Below are 17,378 nucleotides of genomic sequence, written 5' to 3' on the forward strand. Positions count from 1 at the left end.
TGACTACTATCGTGTAGACGATCGCGCTGCCCTAACACGAAGACGGGGTGAGGGACGTTTCCATGACCGAGGCGAAGGACGAGCGGCGGCCGGCCGGTGAGCTCGAGGCGAGTGTCATGGCCGCACTGTGGGCCGCCGGCACCCCGCAGACGACCGGCCAGGTCCAGCTGAGCCTCGGCACGGACCTGGCACGTACGACGGTGACCACGATCCTCACTCGCCTGTACGACAAGGGCGTGGTCGAGCGGCGCCGCCAGGGCCGCGGCTATGCCTACTTCCCGGTCCGGGCCGTCCAGGACGCGCACGGCCTCACCGCCCGCCGGATGCACAGCGAACTGGACCGGGACAGCGACCGCGAGATCGTCCTCGCCCGCTTCGTCGCCCAGCTCAGCCCCGACGACGAACGGATCCTGCGGGACCTGCTCGAATCCGACGAACGATGACCGCACTCCTCCTGCTGCCCCTGCTGCTGCCGTTCGCCCTGCCGGCACTGGCCCGCCGGGCCCTGGACCGGCTGGCCCCGGTCGCCGCGCTGTGGGCCGTCACCGGCTGTGCGGTCGTCCTCGCCGGCAGTTCGCTGGCCGCGCTCGGCTCCTTCGTGCTCGTCGGGCTGCTCAAGGTCCCGCTCTTCGCCGCGCTCGGCGAGCTGATCCACCCGCTGCGCACCGCCTCGGACCTCGTGGTGCTGCCGGCCGCCGCGACCTCGGTCGGCGCGCTCGCCGTCTGCGGCTGGACGCTGGTGCGCTCGGTGCTGCACCAGACCCGCGCCTTCCGTGCGGCCCGCACGGAGGCCGGGTGCGGCCCCGCGGCCGGCGACCTGTGCGTGGTGGACTCGCCCCGCCCGGACGCCTACGCGCTGCCCGGCCGCCCGCACCGCATCGTCGTGACCACCGCGATGCTGCGCAGCCTGGACGGTCCCGAGCGAGAGGCGCTGTTCGCGCACGAGCGGGCGCACAACGCCGGCCACCACCACTACTTCCTCGCCGCCGCCGAACTCGCCGCGCACTGTCATCCGGCGCTCCGCCCGGCCCGCGAGACGATCCGCCTCGCCGCCGAGCGCGCCGCGGACGAGGCCGCCGCCGTCGGCGTCGGCGACCGGCGCCTGATCGCCCGGGCCATCGCCCGCGCGGCCCTGGCCGGACAGGCGGTCCACTCCGAGCGCCCCGACTTCGCGCCCGCCGCGACCACCGGCCCGGTCCCGCAGCGCGTCCAGGCCCTGCTGGCCGCTCCGCTCGTGCCCCGGGCCGGCCGTGCGATCGCCGCCCTCCTCATAGCCTGCACGGGCGTCTCCTGCGCCGCCTCGGTCGTCGGCTTGGCCGATTTCCACCATCGGGTCGAGGTCGCCCAGGGCGACGAGAGACCCTGACGCACCGGTCCGGCCCCTGGCGCGCCCCCGCATCGCACACACCCGGAACACCCCGTGGCAACGCGCGTAGAACCACGACTGGCGCAGGCCGGGTTTTACGTATAACCTCACCCGCTAACCGCCCCCACCGGAAGGTCCCGATGCGACGCGTCGCCCTGGTCACCCTCGTCGTCGACGACTACGACGAGGCCATCCGCTTCTACACCGAGGCCCTCGGCTTCCGGCTGGCCGAGGACGCCCCGCGCCCCGACGGCTCCCGCTGGGTCGTCGTGGAACCGGGCGGCCCGGACACCGGCACCGGACTGCTGCTGGCCCGCGGCAAGGACGAGGCCCAGCGCGCCCGCGTCGGCGACCAGACCGGCGGACGCGTCGGGTTCTTCCTGCACACCGACGACTTCGCCCGCGACCACGCCCGGATGGCCACGGCCGGCGTGACCTTCCTGGAGGAACCGCGGCACGAGCCGTACGGCACCGTCGCCGTCTTCCAGGACCTCTACGGCAACCGCTGGGACCTGCTCCAGCCCGCCGGCTGAGCCTCCCCCCGCGGCACGCTCCTGCCGCCACTGTGAACCGCCTGCTCAAGGAAAGACCCGTCATGACTGCTACGCGCGTAGACGCCGAAGTGATCCGCCGCCTCCCCAAGGCCGTCCTGCACGACCACCTCGACGGCGGCCTGCGCCCCGCCACCGTCGTGGAACTCGCGGCGGAGATCGGTCACACCCTGCCCACCACCGACCCCGAGGAGCTGGCCGCCTGGTACTTCGAGGCCGCCAACTCCGGTGACCTGGTGCGCTACATAGCCACCTTCGAGCACACCCTCGCCGTCATGCAGACCCGCGAGGGCCTGCTGCGCACCGCCGAGGAGTACGTGCTGGACCTCGCCGCCGACGGTGTCGTCTACGCCGAGGTGCGCTACGCCCCCGAGCTGAACACGCAGGGCGGGCTGACGATGCGCGAGGTCGTGGAGACGGTCCAGGAGGGGCTCGCCGCCGGCATGGCCAAGGCGGCCGCCGCCGGCACCCCGGTCCGCGTCGGCACCCTGCTGTGCGGCATGCGGATGTTCGACCGGGTCCGCGAGGCCGCCGAGCTGGCCGTGGCCTACCGCGACGCCGGGGTGGTCGGCTTCGACATCGCCGGCGCCGAGGACGGCTTCCCGCCCGCCGACCACCTCGAGGCCTTCGAGCACCTGCGCCGCGAGAGCGTGCCCTTCACCATCCACGCCGGCGAGGCCCACGGTCTGCCCAGCATCCACCAGGCCCTGCAGGTGTGCGGCGCCCAGCGCATCGGCCACGGCGTCCGCCTGACCGAGGACATCCCCGACCTCGCGGCCGGCAAGCTCGGGCGGCTCGCCTCCTGGGTGCGCGACCGCCGCATCGCCCTGGAGATGTGCCCCACCTCCAACCTGCAGACCGGCTGCGCCACCTCGATCGCCGAACATCCCATCACCGCGCTGAAGGACCTCGGCTTCCGGGTCACCCTCAACACCGACAACCGGCTGGTGTCGGGGACGACGATGACCCGGGAGATGGCCCTGCTGGTCGAGGAGGCAGGCTGGACGGTCGAGGACCTGCGCACGGTCACGGTGAACGCCCTCAAGAGCGCCTTCATCCCGTTCGACGAGCGCAAGGCCCTCATCGAGGACGTCGTCCTGCCCGGCTACGCCGCCGCGCTCTGAACGAGCCCCCTGAGGTAGGCGGCCTGTCCGATGTGCTGAAGGTCGTCGGACAGGACGCTCACCAGGCGCACGCCCAGGCTGACCGGGGGATCCCACCGTTCGTCCACGATCCGTTCCAGATCCTTGGCGGCGAGGCCGCGCAGCGCGCCGAGGGTCTGCTCGTGCACGGCGTCGTAGTACCCGGTCAGCAGGTCGGCGGACTCGACCCGCACCTTCGCGACCTTGGCCGGGCTGTGCCCGTACCCGGTGTCGTGGCGGGGCAGGTCGAGGCCGAAGCGTTTCTCCCAGCCCTGGGCGAGCCACACCTGGTCGAGGTCGAAGGCGTCGGCGACGTGGTCGTCCTGTACCCGGGTCAGATGCCAGACGAGCCAGGCGACGGAGTTGGCGTCGGGCGCCGGGCGGTGGTGCAGCGCGTCCGGTCCGAGGCCGTCGAGGGCGGCATGGACTTCTTCCTGGATGCGGCCGTAGCCGTCGATGAGGATGTCCTTCGCATGCATACCGTCCACCATCCCAAACGGCGGCCGCTCACGCGTCCGGAATCCAGCTCCCGTGGAAACCGAGCGGCACTCGTCCGGGCAGGTGCACCCGTGCCACCGGCTCGCCGGTGAAGTCCTGAGCGGCCAGGACCACCAGGTCGGCGGCGCCGCGGTCGGGGTTGTGGACGTATGCGATCGCGTATCCGTCGTCCTCGGCCGCCCGGTGGTCGGCCGCGTCCCGGGGCACGAACACCGCCTCACCCGCCGCCGCGCCCCTGGGCAGCCGGTGCACCTGGGTGGCGCCGCGCAGCAGGTCGTGCTTGTGCAGCGCGTTGGAGAAGGCGCCGTCGGGCGGGGTGCCGCCGTCAGGTGCCAGGTAGGCGGCCGTCAGCTCCGCCGCCGCGGCCGTGTAGCCGTAGCGGTGCCGCCGCGACACCAGCGACTCGTTCACCCGCGGGAACTCCTGCGGCCGGTCGTCCAGTACCCGCTGCCGTACCCGGCCGTGGCGCAGATCGACCGTCCAGCGTTCCAGCTTCGCGGTGCCCGTGGCGGACGGGCCGTCCGAGCCGCGCCCGGCGACGTGGAACGGCGCCGGGTAGGTCGTCAGGTCGACCACCACCGAGTCGCCCTCGTCGTAGGCGTTGAGCGTGTGCGAGGAGAAGACCGGATCGATCCCGAACCAGCGCACCGGTCCGCCGGTGCGCCGCATGACGCCCACCCGGGTCGGATGGCTCCGGTTCCAGGTGTACGGCACCGGGGCGCCCCGACCGGCCGCCGCCGCGTCGAAGGTGACCGGGACGTCGAAGAGGACGACGTGCCGCTCGGTCAGCGCGAAGTCGTGCATCATCGGGGCGTCCGCCACCGGGATCCGCGTCGTGCGGGAGATCCTTCCCGCGCGGTCCACGACCAGGTGCCGGACGTGGTCCCAGGTCGCGTGGTAGGCGACGGCGTGCAGCTCACCGGCGTACGCGTCGAACTTGGTGTGCGCGGTGAACGCTCCCTCCAGCGAGCCCGCGAAGTCGTACGTCCCCGACGTCCCCAGCTCGCCGTCGAGTTCGTACGGCAGCGGACCGCCCTCCTGGAGCGCGAGGATCCGCCCCCGGAACGGGATCACATGCGTGTTGCACGCGAAGTCCTCCGGCGGCACCGGTCCCGGATACGCCTCGCCCAGCTTCTTCGCGACCTGCGCGGAGCGCACCCAGCGGTTGCGGTACCACTCGGCCCTGCCGTCGCGCAGCCGGACGCCGTGCACCATGCCCTCGCCGAGCATCCAGTGATGGGCCCGGGGATCCTCCAGGCCGAGGACATTGGGTCCGTTGCGCAGGAAGCGGCCGTTCAGCTCGCGCGGTATGCGGCCCGTCACCGGCAGGTCGAAGGCCGTCAGCTCCTCCGTGACGGGAGCGAATGCCCCCTCCAGAAAAGGGAAATGACGATCCGTCATCCCGATTGCGGGGAGGGCCGCAGCCCGGCCGGCACCCAGGCCGGCGAGTGTGCCCGCCGCCGCGAGTCCGGCCGTCCCGCGCAGCACGGTCCGCCGCGTGTGTTCCGCCATGACATGTCCTCCTGACCGTCGTCGTCCTGGCCGACGGTCCCGAGTCTGCGGCGGCGGACGGCCGGAATCAGGAGGCCTGGGACCCCTCCTGGGGTGGTGCCAGGCCCCCTGTCCCGCCTCCGGTCTCCAGCAGTGCGACGAGCGCCCGGGCGGCCGGACTGGTGGCACGGTCCGGCGGCAGCAGCGCCACGGTCTCGTACTCCGTCTCACCCGTGCCCTTCAGCGGCAGCGCCGTGAGCGAGGGCCGCTTGTGCCGGAAGTGCCGGGGTACGACCGCGATCCCCAGGTTCTCGTCCACCAGGTCCAGCAGGCTGTGCACGTCGTTGACCTCCAGCGCGACCGTGCGCCGGACACCGGCCGCGGCGAACGCGGCGTCGGTGGTGCGGCGCGGGCCCCAGTCCGGGTGGAAGTCCACGAAGACCTCGCCGACCAGGTCCTGCGGTGTCAGCACCGCGCCCGCCGAGGCGAGCCGGTGGCCGGGATGGCACAGCACGATCATCGGCTCGCTCGCCAGGGCCACCGAGCGCAGCTGGTCGCTGTCCGCCTGGGTGCGGTAGGCGAAGGCGAGGTCGAGCCTGCCGGCCCCCACCTCCTCGGCGAGCGCGCCCGAGCCGGCCTGCCGCAGCCGGATCTCCACATCCGGATGCCGCCCGCGGAACGCGGCCAGCAGCCGCGCCGGGTGCACTCCCGCGATGCACTGCTCGGTGCCCAGCGCCAGCGTGCCGCGCAGCACGCCCTGCACCGCCGCGACCGCTTCGTGCGCCGCACGGACCTGCGCGAGGATCCGCTCGGCCTCCACCAGCAGCGCCCGCCCCGCCTCGGTGAGCGTCACCCGCCTGGTGGTACGCACGAACAGCGGCGCCCGCAGTTCCCGCTCCAGCGCCCGGATGGACGCCGACAACCCGGACTGGGACACCATGAGGCGCTCGGCGGCCCGGGTGAAGTGCTGGTCCTCGGCGACGGCGACGAAGTGCTGGAGATGGCGCAGTTCCATGATTGAGAAGCCTAGCCGCACAATTCCATCGGATTCTTCTGTTGGACCGCTGCCCGGCGTGCGGGGAAGAGTGGGACCGGTGACCAGGAGCCCTGCGGCTCCCGGAAGCCGGGAAGACCGTGTGCCAACCCCTCTGGAGTCGCGTTGTACACCGCACACCCCGACCGTTACGCCGAGATGCCCTACCGGCGCACCGGACGCAGCGGACTGAAGCTCCCCGCGCTGTCCCTCGGCCTGTGGCACAACTTCGGCCCGGACCGGCCCGCCGAGACCCAGCGGGCGATTCTGCGCCGCGCCTTCGACCTGGGCGTCACCCACTTCGACCTCGCCAACAACTACGGCCCGCCGCCCGGCGCCGCCGAGTCCGCGCTCGGCGAGGCCCTGGCGGCCGACTTCGCGCCGTACCGCGACGAGCTGGTCATCTCCACCAAGGCCGGCTACCTCATGTGGCCCGGCCCGTACGGCGAATGGGGCTCGCGCAAATACCTGCTGTCCTCGCTCGACCAGAGCCTGAAGCGCCTGGGCCTGGACTACGTCGACATCTTCTACTCGCACCGCCCCGACCCGGACACTCCGCTGGAGGAGACGATGGGCGCCCTGCACTCGGCGGTGCAGCAGGGCAAGGCCCTGTACGTCGGCGTCTCCAACTACTCGCCGGAGCAGACCCGCGAGGCCGCCCGCATCCTCGCCGGCCTCGGCACCCCGCTCCTCATCCACCAGCCGCGCTACTCGATGCTCGACCGGCGCCCCGAGGAACAGGACCTCCTCACCACCCTGGACGAACTCCAGGTCGGTTCCATCGTCTACTCCCCGCTGGAGCAGGGCCTGCTCACCGGCCGCTATCTCGACGGCATTCCCGAGGACTCCCGCGCCGCGAGCGACAGCCCCTTCCTGAACTCGGACGCGGTCACCGAGGACCTCGTCGCCCGCCTGCGCGCCCTCGACGAGATCGCCGAGTCCCGCGGCCAGACCCTGGCGCAGCTGGCCCTGGCCTGGGTGCTGCGCGGAGGCCGGGTCACCTCCGCCCTGGTCGGCGCGAGCAGCCCGCAACAGCTCGAGGACAGCGTCGGCACCCTCCGCAACCTCGACTTCGACGCGGAGGAACTGGCACGGATCGACGCGATCCTGAAGGTCTGAGGACGCCGGGGCCGGCGGCGGCCCGTGGTCGGTGGTCCCGGGTGATCGGGTGCGGGCATCGGCCGGCAGCCGGCCGGCACCCGCCCCGCGCCCGGGGCACGCCCGCCCGGCACAGCCCTGGCCGCCGTCCGCAGCGGCCGCCGGGTCGGCCGAGCCGGTTCCCGCAGGCGCCGCGTCAACCGAGCCGCTCTTCGAGGCGCACGGTCACGGTGTCGCCCTCGTGCTTGCCGATCGCCTTCCGGATGTCCGCCTTCACGGGGAGCTTGTGCCGGCCGTTGCCCAGGGCCATGAAGGAGCTCCGGAACGGGTGGCCGTCGACCGTGCCGCGGACCTTGACCAGGCCGCGGGTGCCGAAGAACCCGGCCGAGTGCGGCCAGACCACATAGGTCCAGCCGCCGTCCTGCCCGCTCTTCTCCAGGACCGCGGTGAACTCCACGTCCACCGGACCGCTCGCCTGCATGGTGTGCCTCCGTCTTCCGCCGCGCGCGGCGCCGTGTCGGTCGTCTTCCGCCAGGGCAGACCCCCGCGCGCGGCGGAACTCATCGCCGGCCGGGCGCTGTCAGGCAGCCGCCGGTACCCGGTCCAGAAAGCCCAGCACCTGCCGGATCCGGCCCTCGTCGTCCAGGGTGACGACGTCGAACCCGGCGACGGGAGCCGAGCCGTCGGCCTCGTTGACCAGCTCCCAGGCGAAGCGCGCGGTGTCGTGGTGGCCGTCCACCGCGCCGAGCGGGCGGAAGACGAATCCGGGGAACTGCTCGTGCGCCGCCGCGATCACGGCCGCGATGCCCTCGTGGCCGCGGACGTCGGCGAGAGGGTCGGTGTAGCCGCCGTCGGCGGTCCACGCGGCGGCGACCGCCTTCTTCAGGGCCTCCGGCTCGGTGGCGTTCCAGGCCTCGAAGTAACGGGCGGCGGCGCTCTCGTAACGGTCGGTGTTCACGGACATGCTGAATCAGCCTCCATCGAGGTCGTGACTGCTGGTAACTGCTGGTCAGGCCCGGATCCGGGGCTTCGCCGATCCGGTGTGACCACCATGCCGGAGCAGCGGGGGCGGGTCGATTACCTGCCTGGTAATGCCCGGGCGCCCGGAACGTGCCGGTGCGTTCCGGCCAGAACAGGCGGTGAATATGCCAACAGACTGGCCGGAAAGTCATGGTGACAGTGTTTCGGGAGTGGCGATACTCGAACATCAGGGGCACTTCACCGCACAGGAGCCGCACGGAGAGCGAGGCCGGGCCGGGCGCAACCAGCGAGGCGACGGGGGAGTGGGACGTGCACGACGAATTCCTGTGCCATGTCACGGCGTACGGCATGTGCGACGGCCGGCGCATCGGGGTGCCGCTCGGCACCTATCGCGCGCCGACGCTGGCCCTGGCCCTGTGGTGGCTGCGCGACCGGGCGTCCTGGATCGCCGAACGACTGGATCCGAGTCCTGAGGACCCCGCCTTCCCGACGGGTGCGCTGGTGCCGGTCGCGGGCACGGTCGCCGACGTGCCCGCCCTGCTGCGCGCCTGGTGCGCCGACGACCTCCGGCAGGAGCGCGTGGCCGACGAACTGGCGGACGGGCGGCTGGTGCGGATCGCCGCCAGCGACGACACCACCGAGTACGAACTGCTCGCCGAGTCCGTCGACGCGCTGCGCATGCAGCGCACCCTGCCGGCCCTCGTCATGCCCGTGGCCTGACACGTGTCCGTCGGCCGGGGTCGTCCTCGGCTCCGGGCGCAGATGTGGGCGAATCGGTAGAATTCTGCCCATGGCGGAGCGGCCGATCGCCCCGACGGCGCCCGAACTCCTCCTGGAGACCGACACGGGCTCCACGGTGATGAGCCCGGGCCACGACTACCACGTCGGACGCGACCCGTTGAGCGACATCGTCATCGACGATGCCCGGGTCTCGTGGCACCACGCCGTGCTGCGCTGCGACCAGGACCGGTGGACCCTGACCGACCAGCACAGCACCAACGGCACCTACGCCGACGGCCGCCGGATCGACCAGTGGGGCGTGCGCCCCGGCAGCGTGATCCGCTTCGGCAACCCCACCGACGGCCCCCGCGCGGTCCTCGCCGGCGCCCCGCCGCCCGCCCCCGACCGGCCCTCCGCGGTGTCGCTCCCCCTGCTGACCGGCACCTTCCGCCGGCCCAGCAGCGTCCGCCCGCTGCCCGTGCGCGCGGTCCGCATCGGCCGGGCCGCCGACAACGACCTGGTGGTGGACGACCTGATCGTCTCCCGCCGGCACGCCGAACTGCGCGCCCACCCCGACGGCACGTACGAGATCGTCGACCTCGGCAGCCACAACGGCACCTACCTCAACGGCCGGCCCGTCACCCGCGCGGCCATGGGCCCCGGCGACATCGTCGGCATCGGTCACTCCGCGTTCTGCCTGGTCGGGGACGAACTCCAGGAGTACGTCGACACCGGCGAGGTCTCCCTCGACGTCCAGGACCTCACCGTCGCCGTCGACGGCGGGCGCAAGGTGCTCCTCGACCACGTGTCCTTCCCGGTGGGGCAGAAGTGCCTGCTCGCGGTGGTCGGACCGAGCGGCGCCGGCAAGTCCACGCTGCTGAACGCCCTGACCGGGCAGCGCCCCGCCGACCGCGGCACCGTCCTGTACGACGGCCGCGACCTCTACCGCGACTACGCCGAACTGCGCCAGCGCATCGGACTGGTCCCGCAGGACGACATCCTGCACCCCCAGCTCACCGTGCGCGCCGCCCTGTCCTACGCCGCCGAACTGCGCTTCCCCGAGGACACCGCCGCGGCCGAGCGGCGGGACCGGGTGGACGAGGTCATCCGGGAACTCGGCCTCGAACAGCGCGCCGGCCAGCCCGTGCACAGCCTCTCCGGCGGACAGCGCAAGCGGGTCAGCGTGGCCCTGGAGCTCCTCACCAAACCCTCACTGCTCTTCCTGGACGAGCCGACCTCCGGCCTCGATCCGGGCATGGACCGGTCGGTGATGCACATGCTGCGTGGCCTCGCCGACGACGGCCGCACCGTCATCGTGGTCACCCACAGCGTGCTCAGCCTCGGCGTCTGCGACCGCCTCCTGGTGCTCGCCCCCGGCGGCAAGGTGGCCTACTACGGGCCGCCCGACGACGCGCTCGCCTTCTTCGGCTTCGAACAGTGGCCGGAGGCCTTCGAGGCCTTCGACCGCGACCCGGACCGCGACTGGGCCAGGGAGTACCACGAGTCGCCGTTCCACCGGCACTACGTCACCGAGGCCACCACCCAGCCCCACCACCCGGGCCCGGCCCCCCTCGCCCCGGCGGCCCCGCCCCGCCCACGCGGCTGGGGCGCCCAGCTCGGCACCCTGATCCGCCGTTACGCGGCCGTCCTCGGCTCCGACCGCACCTTCCTGCTCGTCATGATCGCCCTGCCCTTCGTCATGGGCGCCATGGCCCGCGCCCTGGCCGGCGGCCGGCTCGCCCGGGACACCGCGATGAACGCGCTGCTCATCCTGTGCGTCGGCGCCGTACTGACCGGCGCCGCCAACGCGGTGCGCGAACTCGTCAAGGAGCGCGTCGTCTACCAGCGCGAACGCGCCGTCGGCCTGCCCCGTTCGGCCTACCTGATGTCCAAGATCGTGGTGCTCGGCACGATCAGCGTCGTGCAGGCCGTCGTCCTCACCCTGGTCGCCCTGCTCGGCGTCGACCTGAACACCCCCGGCGGCCGGGGCGTCCTGCTGCCGCCGCTCGCCGAGATCACCCTTGCCGCCGCCCTGCTCGCGTTCACCGCGATGATGCTCGGCCTGCTGGTCTCCGCGCTGGTGCGCAAGGAGGAGGTGACGATGCCGCTGCTGGTGCTGCTCGCCATCGTCCAGGTCGTGTTCTGCGGGGCGCTGCTCCCGCTCAGCGGTGTGCCCGGCCTGGAGCAGCTGTCCTGGCTCGTGCCCTCCCGCTGGGCGCTCGGCGCCATGGCAGGCACGGTCGGGCTGTCCCGGATCGTCCCGGGCAAGCTGACCGCCGACCCCCTCTTCCGCCACTCGACGGGCGTCTGGCTGCTCGATCTGGCCATGCTGGTGGTGCTCTCCGTCCTCTACGGGCTCGTGGTCGCCGTTCTGCTGCGCCGGCGCGAGCCCGTCGTGATGCGGAAGTAGGCGAACGCGATGGCCCACACGCGGAAGCAGGCGTCCCGATGAGCAGAGCGCCCAGTCCCGGATTCCGGCCCACGCACGTCGTGCCGCCGCGCGGCATGCCCGCCTGGGAGGCCCCCGACCCGGGCCGGCCCACTCTGCCCCTCGACCCGCTGCTGCCGGTCGAACTCGCGGAGCGGCGCGGCGACTGGGCGTACATCCGCTGTGCAAACGGCTGGGGCGCCTGGGTCGACGGCCGCCGGCTCGTCGCCGTACCCGAGGACCCGCCCGCCGCCGACGGCCCGGCCGGCACCGCCGATCCGCGGCCCCTGCTGGCCCACGCCGAACAGACCCTGGCCGACTACCGTTCCGCGGTGGAGGAGCTGACGGCCGGCACCCTGGACGGCGAGGAGTTCGAGGACCGCACCCGGGGCCTCAGGATCGGGATCGTCGTCGACGGCCAGTCCATGTGGCTGTACGACCCCGAGGCGGGCCGCTGGGTGTACGGCGACGGACGGCGGCTGACCACCTACGCCACCGACCGGGAGGTCACCGGCGAGGACACCGGGCACGCGCCGACCCGGCTGGTCGCGCCCGAGGGTGAGCGCTGATGGCGCGCGAGACCAGCCTGTTCTCCGGACGGCCCTCGGAGCTGATCGGCCGGCAGATCGCCGACTACCTCGTCGAGAGCGAGATCGGGCGCGGCGGCATGGCCGTCGTCTACCGCGCCCGCGACCTGCGCCTGGACCGCACGGTCGCCCTCAAGCTGCTCGCCCCGGAACTCGCCCGCAACGACACCTTCCGCAAGCGTTTCACCCATGAGTCCCAGGTGGCCGCGGCGATCGACCACCCGCACATCGTGCCGGTCTTCGAGGCCGGCGAGACCGACGGGGTGCTCTACATCGCCATGCGGCACGTCTCCGGCAGCGACCTGCGTCATCTCCTCGACCTGCGCGGACCGCTGCCGCTGCCCGACGCCGTGCGGATCGCCGCCCAGGTGGCGTCCGCCCTCGACGCCGCCCACGAGCACGGCCTGGTGCACCGGGACGTCAAGCCCGGCAACATCCTGGTCGCCGAGGGCATCGACACCGACCATCCCGAGCACGTCTACCTCACCGACTTCGGGCTCACCAAGAAGTCGCTGTCCCTGACCGGCTTCACCAGCGTCGGCCAGTTCGTCGGCACCCTCGACTACGTGGCCCCCGAGCAGATCTCCGGCCGCCCGGTCGACGGCCGCTGCGACGTCTACGGCCTGGCCTGCGTCGTCTACGAGACCCTCACCGGCCGCCCGCCGTTCCTCCGGGACGACGACATGGCCCTCCTGTGGGCCCACCAGTACGACGATCCGCCCCCGCCGAGCGAGGTCCGCCCCGGCCTCGGCCCCGCGGTGGACCCGGTCTTCGCCAAGGCGCTGGCCAAGAGCCCCGACGCCCGCCACGACACCTGCCTCGCCTTCGTCGCCGCCCTGCGCGCCACCCTGGCGACGGACGCCGCCCCGGCCGACGCAAGCCCGGCAGAGGGCCCCGACACGGAGACGGACCACACGGTGAGCGGGCCGCCGAGCCCCCCGCACTGGGCGGACCCGGTGTACCGGGCCGGGGCAACAGCGTGAAAGCGGTCAGGGCCCGCTCACCTCGCCCGGCCGGTGCACCCGCCGGGCCAGCAGGCCGCCCAGGAACCCGGCGACCAGGCCCCACAGCGCGCCCAGGCCCACCGCCTGCCACAGCCGGGGCCTGAGGAAGAGCTCTCCGGACAGCCCGCCGCCCAGGTTGCCGATGCCGAGCAGGGAGAGTCCGTAGTGCGCCGAGACACGCCCCGTCAGGCAGATCATCAGCACCGTCAGCGCCAGCGCCACGGCCAGGTGAACGGCGTGCTGCCACAGGCGGATCCGGGCCGGTGAGCTCGCTGCCATCCGGAAGGCCACGGCCAGCAGCAGGATCGCGTCCACGGCCACCAGCCACCACCACCGGCCGTCGTGGGCGGTGAGCGAGCGCAGGTTCAGCGCGGAGACGTCCGGGGTGCGCAGGATCGCGTCCAGTACGTGCGGCATCGGCAGGCCGAACGGTCCGTCCACGCGACCGTTCCACGTCGCGCCCATGCCGATGGTGAGGGCCAGCCAGGCCAGATTGGGCAGTCCGAGCAGGATCAGCGCGAAGGTCGCCGGGGCGTTCCCCCGGACGGCCGCCGTGATCAGGGCGGTGACCAGGCCGACGACGACGTACGCGAGGAGCAGGACCACCATCGCGTGCGCCGCCGGGCGCACCGACTCCTGGAAACGCAGCAGCCGCCCCGGCAGCGGCGCTCCGCGCGCGACCAGCAGCGCCAGCACCAGCACCCCGGCCAGCCACAGCAGGCCGAACAGCACCGTCAGCGGCACGTCCGTGGTGAAGCCGACCCGGGGCGCGACGTCGAACAGGCCGGTCAGATCGCTGAGGGTGCCGCTGCCCACGTCGACGGCGAAGGTCTGCCGGGCGGCGAAGGCCAGGCCGATCAGCGCGAGCAGCCACAGCAGCGCGATGCGGGCGGCCCAGCCGGCCAGCTCACCGGCCGAGGCGACCGCCCGGTGCCGCAGCGGGCGCAGGAAGCCCCCGCCGATCGCGAGCGCGCCGACCAGGGTCACCGACAGCGGGATCACGGTGACCCCGGCCCGGGTCTGCGCCAGCACGCCCGCGTTGCCGGAGAGTTCCACGCTGCCGCCGACCGCCGTGACCAGGGTCGCGGACACCACCCGCGGGAACGCGCCGTCCGGCAGGTCCCCCGCGCCGGCCGCCCACAGCCCCAGCGCCGCCACCAGCACCATGACGGCCAGCCCGGTCAGCACCGCGGCCACGGCCTGCGCCCAGCCATGACGGGAGGCGGTCCGTGGGGAGACGGTCGGAACGCTCACGGTTGACACGCTATGCAGCGGCCGCGCGCCCCGCCCGCCGGGTGGGCCGTTCGCGTCGGCTTGCGGGCCTCGCCCCCCTACGACACACAATGGGATCAATGTGCAGCCAAATGCATCAAACAGGACTTGACTGAACAAAGCCGCGCATCGCACCGCGCATCGCGCCGTGTACCGCGACGATCGCGTCGATCGCGACGGGAAGAAGTGCTCGTGAGCGCCGACCCTCCGTCCTCCGGCCGCCCGACCGGGCCGCCCTCCGGCCCGCTGTCGGGTTCCTCCCGGCCCCCCTCCGGACCACCGCCCGCCGGGCCGCCGGCCGGCGGTGGCGGAGCCGGGGGACCCCACGGACCGTGGTGGAAGTCCGTGCCACGGGTGGCAGCCCTCACCGCCGCCGTCGTCGCCGCCGTGGTCCTCGCGGTGGTCTTCACCCGTCCGGGTGGCGGGTCCTCGGCCAAGGGCGGCGAGGTCTTCCTGCAGTCCGCGAACAGCAGCGGCCAGGACCCGTTCACCGAGTCCACCGCGAAGCAGAGTTCCGCCCCGCCCCCGCCCTCCGCGTCCGCCGCGCCGCCCGGTACGGCCAACGCGGTGCAGGGAGTCGAGGGCGGAGCGCCCGGCCTGTACGGCGGCACCAACCGCACTCCCGCCTGCGACGTCGAGCAGCAGATCAAGTTCTTCCAGAGCGACCCGGGCAAGGAGAAGGCCTTCGCCTCCGTGGTCGGTGTCCAGCCCTCCGGCGTGCCCGCCTATCTGCGCTCGCTGACCCCGGTTCAGCTGCGCGTCGACACCCGGGTCACCAACCACGGCTACCGCAACGGCGTCGCCACCGCCTACCAGTCGGTGCTCCAGGCCGGCACCGCCGTGCTGGTGGACGGCCAGGGTGTGCCCCGGGTGCGCTGTGCCTGCGGCAACCCGTTGACCCCGCCGGTCGCGCAGAAGGCCACGCCGAAGCTGGTGGGCAGCCCGTGGTCGTCGTACCGGCCCTCGAACGTGGTCGTGGTGACGCCCGCGCCGAGGCCGGTCAACGTCTTCGTGCTCTACGACAGCCACCACGCCGACTGGATCCACCGTCAGCGCGGTGACCAGCACTGCCGGCACGACCAGCACGCCAGGCCGCCGAAGTTCCCGCACCCCTGGAACCCGCCGCAGCGGCCGTGCCCGCCGGGTGCGACGTGCCCGCCCACGTCCGGCAGGCCGAGCCCGTCGATCTCGGTCACCATCTCGCCGAGTTCGTCGTCCTCCCCGTCGCCGTCGAAGTCGGCCCCGTCCTCTTCGCCTTCGTCCTCGCCGTCGTCGAGTTCGTCACCGCCGTCCTCCTCGTCGCCGTCGAAGTCCCCCTCGTCCTCCTCGTCCGCTCCCTCGTCGTCGTCACCGTCGGAGTCGAAGTCATCGGAGTCGAAGCCGCCGCCGTCGTCACCGTCGGAGTCGAAGTCGCCGTCGTCGAAGTCGCCGCCGTCCTCACCGTCGGAGTCGAAGTCGTCGGAGTCGAAGCCGGCTTCGGCCGGGTCGTCCTCCGCCCCGCCGTCCTCGGCCCGGCCGGTGTCGCCGTCCGCGGGCGCGCCGTCGGCCCAGACCTCGAGCGAGAAGACGTCGCAGCAGCAGACGACCAGCTTCGCTCCGCCCCCCTCGGCGAGTTCCGCTCCGGGCCCGGCGACCCCGGAGACGCCCGGCGGGTCGGGGATCGCACCCACTCAGCAGCAGCCGCAGGGCTCGCCTCCGGCGTGAGCATCGCCACTGTGCCCGGTCGGCGCCCGGGGGACTGCCGGGCCCGGCACGGGGTACGAGGACAGGTGCAACAGGCGACCGGCCGGGCCGGGTTTTCCGAGAGAGACAGCATGACCAAGCACCTGGGCGGAGCAGTGATACCGACTGGTTTCGACGTACCCGTGGAGCCGCTGCGGCGAGCGGCGCACTACACCGGGGAACCCGGTTGCATCGCCGAGGCGCGCGCTTTCGCCGCCCACTTCCTGGAGCAGCTGCGCACCGAGTGGTGCGCGATCGCCGACCGCCGCGCCGACGGCGAGCTGCTGCTGCTCGTGAGCGAGCTCGTCACCAACGCCGACCAGCACAGCAACGGCCCGTACATCCTGGAACTGGAAGGCACGGACAGCGCCGTCACGGTGTGCGTGTACGACAGCAGCTCCGCCCTGCCCCGCCGCTTCCCGAGGAACCCCGAACGCGTCGGACGGCACGGCATGGAGATCGTGTACGCCCTGGCCTCGGAGGTCAGCGCGGAGCGCGTGCCGGTGGGCAAGATGGTGCGGGCCCGCTTCGAACTGACCCGCTGAGCCGGCGGACGCGCCGCCGCGCGGCCGTCTCCGGCCCGTCTCAGGCGCGGTCGAGTTCGCCGAGCATCCCCTGGCGCAGCCGCGTGATGATCCGCTTGATCAGCCGGGACACATGCATCTGGGAGCAGCCGAGCCGTTCCCCGATCTCCGCCTGGGTGGCCTCCTCGACGAACCGCAGATGGATGATCCGCCGGTCCCGCTCGCTGAGCTCCGCCATCAGCGGGGCGAGCGCGTGGAAGTCCTCCACGAGCCGCAGCCCCTCCTCCTCCACGCCGATGAAGTCGGCGAGCACCGCCTCGCCGTCCTCCGACCCGTCGCCGGTGAGCGCGGCGTCCAGGGAGGCGGAGTTGTACCCGTTGGAGGCGAGCTGGGCCTCGACCACCTCGTCCTCGGAGATGTTCATCAGGGTCGCCAGCTCGGCCACCGTCGGGTCCCGGTCCAGTCGGCTGGACAGCTCCTCGCGGGCCTTGGCCAGCTCCACCCGCAGCTCCTGGAGCCGGCGCGGCACGTGCACCGCCCATGTCGTGTCCCGGAAGAACCTCTTGATCTCACCGACGATGTACGGCAGTGCGAAGGACGTGAACTCCACCTCACGGGCCAGCTCGAACCGGTCGATGGCCTTGATCAGGCCGATCATGCCGGTCTGGACGATGTCCTCCATGTCGTCGCCGCGGTTGCGGAACCGGCCGGCCGCGAAGCGCACCAGGGACATGTTCATCTCGATGAGGGTGTTGCGCGCGTACTGGTACTCGTGCGTGCCCTCGTCCAGCTCGGCGAGCCGGCGGAAGAACTGACGGGACAGCTCCCGTGCGTCGCGCGGTGCGACGGACGCCGGGTCCGCGATGCCAGGCAGTGATACCGGTACCTCGCCCGTTCCGTCCTGCTCGGTCCTCTCGGTGACCTCTGCTTTCGACCGGATCCCGGCGATGTTCATTGCCTC

At 72.9% G+C, this 17,378-nt stretch carries 17 protein-coding genes and 1 pseudogene; 11 read left to right on the top strand and 7 right to left on the bottom strand.

Features of this window, described 5'->3' with window-relative positions; genetic code table 11:
- The first annotated feature begins 62 nt into the window (after positions 1-62).
- The 4 genes from ACFYZB_RS02290 (at position 63) to ACFYZB_RS02305 (ending at position 3,041) form a co-directional block, all read left to right on the top strand.
- Complete coding sequence (locus ACFYZB_RS02290; protein WP_351208842.1) at positions 63-443, top strand: BlaI/MecI/CopY family transcriptional regulator; 381 nt, start codon at positions 63-65, stop codon at positions 441-443.
- The gene (locus tag ACFYZB_RS02295) at positions 440-1,366 is read left to right on the top strand and encodes a M48 family metalloprotease (protein WP_388753296.1); all 927 of its coding nucleotides are present in this window, start codon (positions 440-442) and stop codon (positions 1,364-1,366) included. Before ACFYZB_RS02290 ends, ACFYZB_RS02295 begins: the two co-directional genes overlap by 4 nt.
- A 140-nt stretch (positions 1,367-1,506) precedes the next feature.
- Positions 1,507-1,899, top strand: coding sequence for a VOC family protein (locus tag ACFYZB_RS02300; protein ID WP_388753299.1), 393 nt, complete (start codon positions 1,507-1,509; stop codon positions 1,897-1,899).
- Between the two features lie 62 nt (positions 1,900-1,961).
- Positions 1,962-3,041 (top strand): adenosine deaminase, encoded by a 1,080-nt coding sequence (locus ACFYZB_RS02305; protein WP_388753301.1) that lies wholly within the window; start codon positions 1,962-1,964, stop codon positions 3,039-3,041.
- Here ACFYZB_RS02305 and ACFYZB_RS02310 read toward each other — a convergent pair.
- The 3 genes from ACFYZB_RS02310 to ACFYZB_RS02320 form a co-directional block, all read right to left on the bottom strand.
- On the bottom strand, positions 3,023-3,538 hold the full coding sequence (locus ACFYZB_RS02310) for a DUF664 domain-containing protein (RefSeq protein ID WP_388753304.1): 516 nt from the start codon (positions 3,536-3,538) through the stop codon (positions 3,023-3,025). The two genes, ACFYZB_RS02305 and ACFYZB_RS02310, sit on opposite strands and share 19 nt — an antisense overlap.
- Positions 3,539-3,566: 28 nt before the next feature.
- Positions 3,567-5,069 carry a carotenoid oxygenase family protein gene (locus tag ACFYZB_RS02315; RefSeq protein WP_388753307.1) on the bottom strand — a complete coding sequence of 501 codons (1,503 nt, stop codon included), beginning with the start codon at positions 5,067-5,069 and terminating at the stop codon, positions 3,567-3,569.
- Positions 5,070-5,136: 67 nt separating this feature from the next.
- Positions 5,137-6,063 (bottom strand): LysR substrate-binding domain-containing protein, encoded by a 927-nt coding sequence (locus tag ACFYZB_RS02320; protein ID WP_388753310.1) that lies wholly within the window; start codon positions 6,061-6,063, stop codon positions 5,137-5,139.
- Positions 6,064-6,207: 144 nt separating this feature from the next.
- Between ACFYZB_RS02320 and mgrA the strand changes: the two genes are divergently transcribed.
- Positions 6,208-7,200 carry an L-glyceraldehyde 3-phosphate reductase gene (gene mgrA / locus ACFYZB_RS02325; protein ID WP_388753312.1) on the top strand — a complete coding sequence of 331 codons (993 nt, stop codon included), beginning with the start codon at positions 6,208-6,210 and terminating at the stop codon, positions 7,198-7,200.
- Positions 7,201-7,375: 175 nt separating this feature from the next.
- On the opposite strand, the gene ACFYZB_RS02330 is transcribed toward mgrA, so the two are convergent.
- Both ACFYZB_RS02330 and ACFYZB_RS02335 read right to left on the bottom strand, forming a co-directional pair.
- Positions 7,376-7,660 carry a DUF1905 domain-containing protein gene (locus ACFYZB_RS02330; RefSeq protein WP_388753314.1) on the bottom strand — a complete coding sequence of 95 codons (285 nt, stop codon included), beginning with the start codon at positions 7,658-7,660 and terminating at the stop codon, positions 7,376-7,378.
- A 99-nt stretch (positions 7,661-7,759) separates the two neighbouring features.
- Positions 7,760-8,143: a nuclear transport factor 2 family protein gene (locus ACFYZB_RS02335; RefSeq protein WP_351208851.1), complete on the bottom strand. Its 384-nt coding sequence runs from the start codon at positions 8,141-8,143 to the stop codon at positions 7,760-7,762.
- Between the two features lie 326 nt (positions 8,144-8,469).
- Here ACFYZB_RS02335 and ACFYZB_RS02340 point away from each other — a divergent pair, with 326 nt between their 5' ends.
- From ACFYZB_RS02340 to ACFYZB_RS02355, 4 genes are all read left to right on the top strand, one after another.
- Positions 8,470-8,880, top strand: coding sequence for a hypothetical protein (locus tag ACFYZB_RS02340; RefSeq protein WP_388753317.1), 411 nt, complete (start codon positions 8,470-8,472; stop codon positions 8,878-8,880).
- A gap of 70 nt (positions 8,881-8,950) precedes the next feature.
- Positions 8,951-11,290 carry an FHA domain-containing protein gene (locus ACFYZB_RS02345; protein WP_388753320.1) on the top strand — a complete coding sequence of 780 codons (2,340 nt, stop codon included), beginning with the start codon at positions 8,951-8,953 and terminating at the stop codon, positions 11,288-11,290.
- Between the two features lie 38 nt (positions 11,291-11,328).
- The gene (locus tag ACFYZB_RS02350; RefSeq protein WP_388753323.1) at positions 11,329-11,877 is read left to right on the top strand and encodes a hypothetical protein; all 549 of its coding nucleotides are present in this window, start codon (positions 11,329-11,331) and stop codon (positions 11,875-11,877) included.
- Positions 11,877-12,878, top strand: coding sequence for a serine/threonine-protein kinase (locus ACFYZB_RS02355; protein ID WP_388753326.1), 1,002 nt, complete (start codon positions 11,877-11,879; stop codon positions 12,876-12,878). Before ACFYZB_RS02350 ends, ACFYZB_RS02355 begins: the two co-directional genes overlap by 1 nt.
- A 6-nt stretch (positions 12,879-12,884) precedes the next feature.
- On the opposite strand, the gene ACFYZB_RS02360 is transcribed toward ACFYZB_RS02355, so the two are convergent.
- Entirely contained in the window at positions 12,885-14,153 is a 1,269-nt protein-coding gene (locus ACFYZB_RS02360) for a streptophobe family protein (protein ID WP_388753328.1), read from the bottom strand.
- 210 nt (positions 14,154-14,363) lie between these two features.
- On the opposite strand from ACFYZB_RS02360, the pseudogene ACFYZB_RS02365 reads away from it, so the two are divergent.
- Both ACFYZB_RS02365 and ACFYZB_RS02370 read left to right on the top strand, forming a co-directional pair.
- Positions 14,364-15,578: pseudogene (locus tag ACFYZB_RS02365) on the top strand (DUF6777 domain-containing protein); the annotation flags it as partial.
- A 407-nt stretch (positions 15,579-15,985) separates the two neighbouring features.
- Positions 15,986-16,438: an ATP-binding protein gene (locus ACFYZB_RS02370; RefSeq protein WP_388753331.1), complete on the top strand. Its 453-nt coding sequence runs from the start codon at positions 15,986-15,988 to the stop codon at positions 16,436-16,438.
- Positions 16,439-16,478: 40 nt separating this feature from the next.
- Here the strand turns inward: ACFYZB_RS02370 and ACFYZB_RS02375 are convergent, their stop codons facing one another.
- Positions 16,479-17,372, bottom strand: a complete 894-nt coding sequence (locus ACFYZB_RS02375) for an RNA polymerase sigma factor SigF (RefSeq protein ID WP_351208913.1) — start codon at positions 17,370-17,372, stop codon at positions 16,479-16,481.
- Positions 17,373-17,378 lie beyond the last annotated feature (6 nt).

Origin of the sequence: Streptomyces sp. NPDC001852, assembly GCF_042891825.1 — a bacterium.
Taxonomy (GTDB): domain Bacteria; phylum Actinomycetota; class Actinomycetes; order Streptomycetales; family Streptomycetaceae; genus Streptomyces.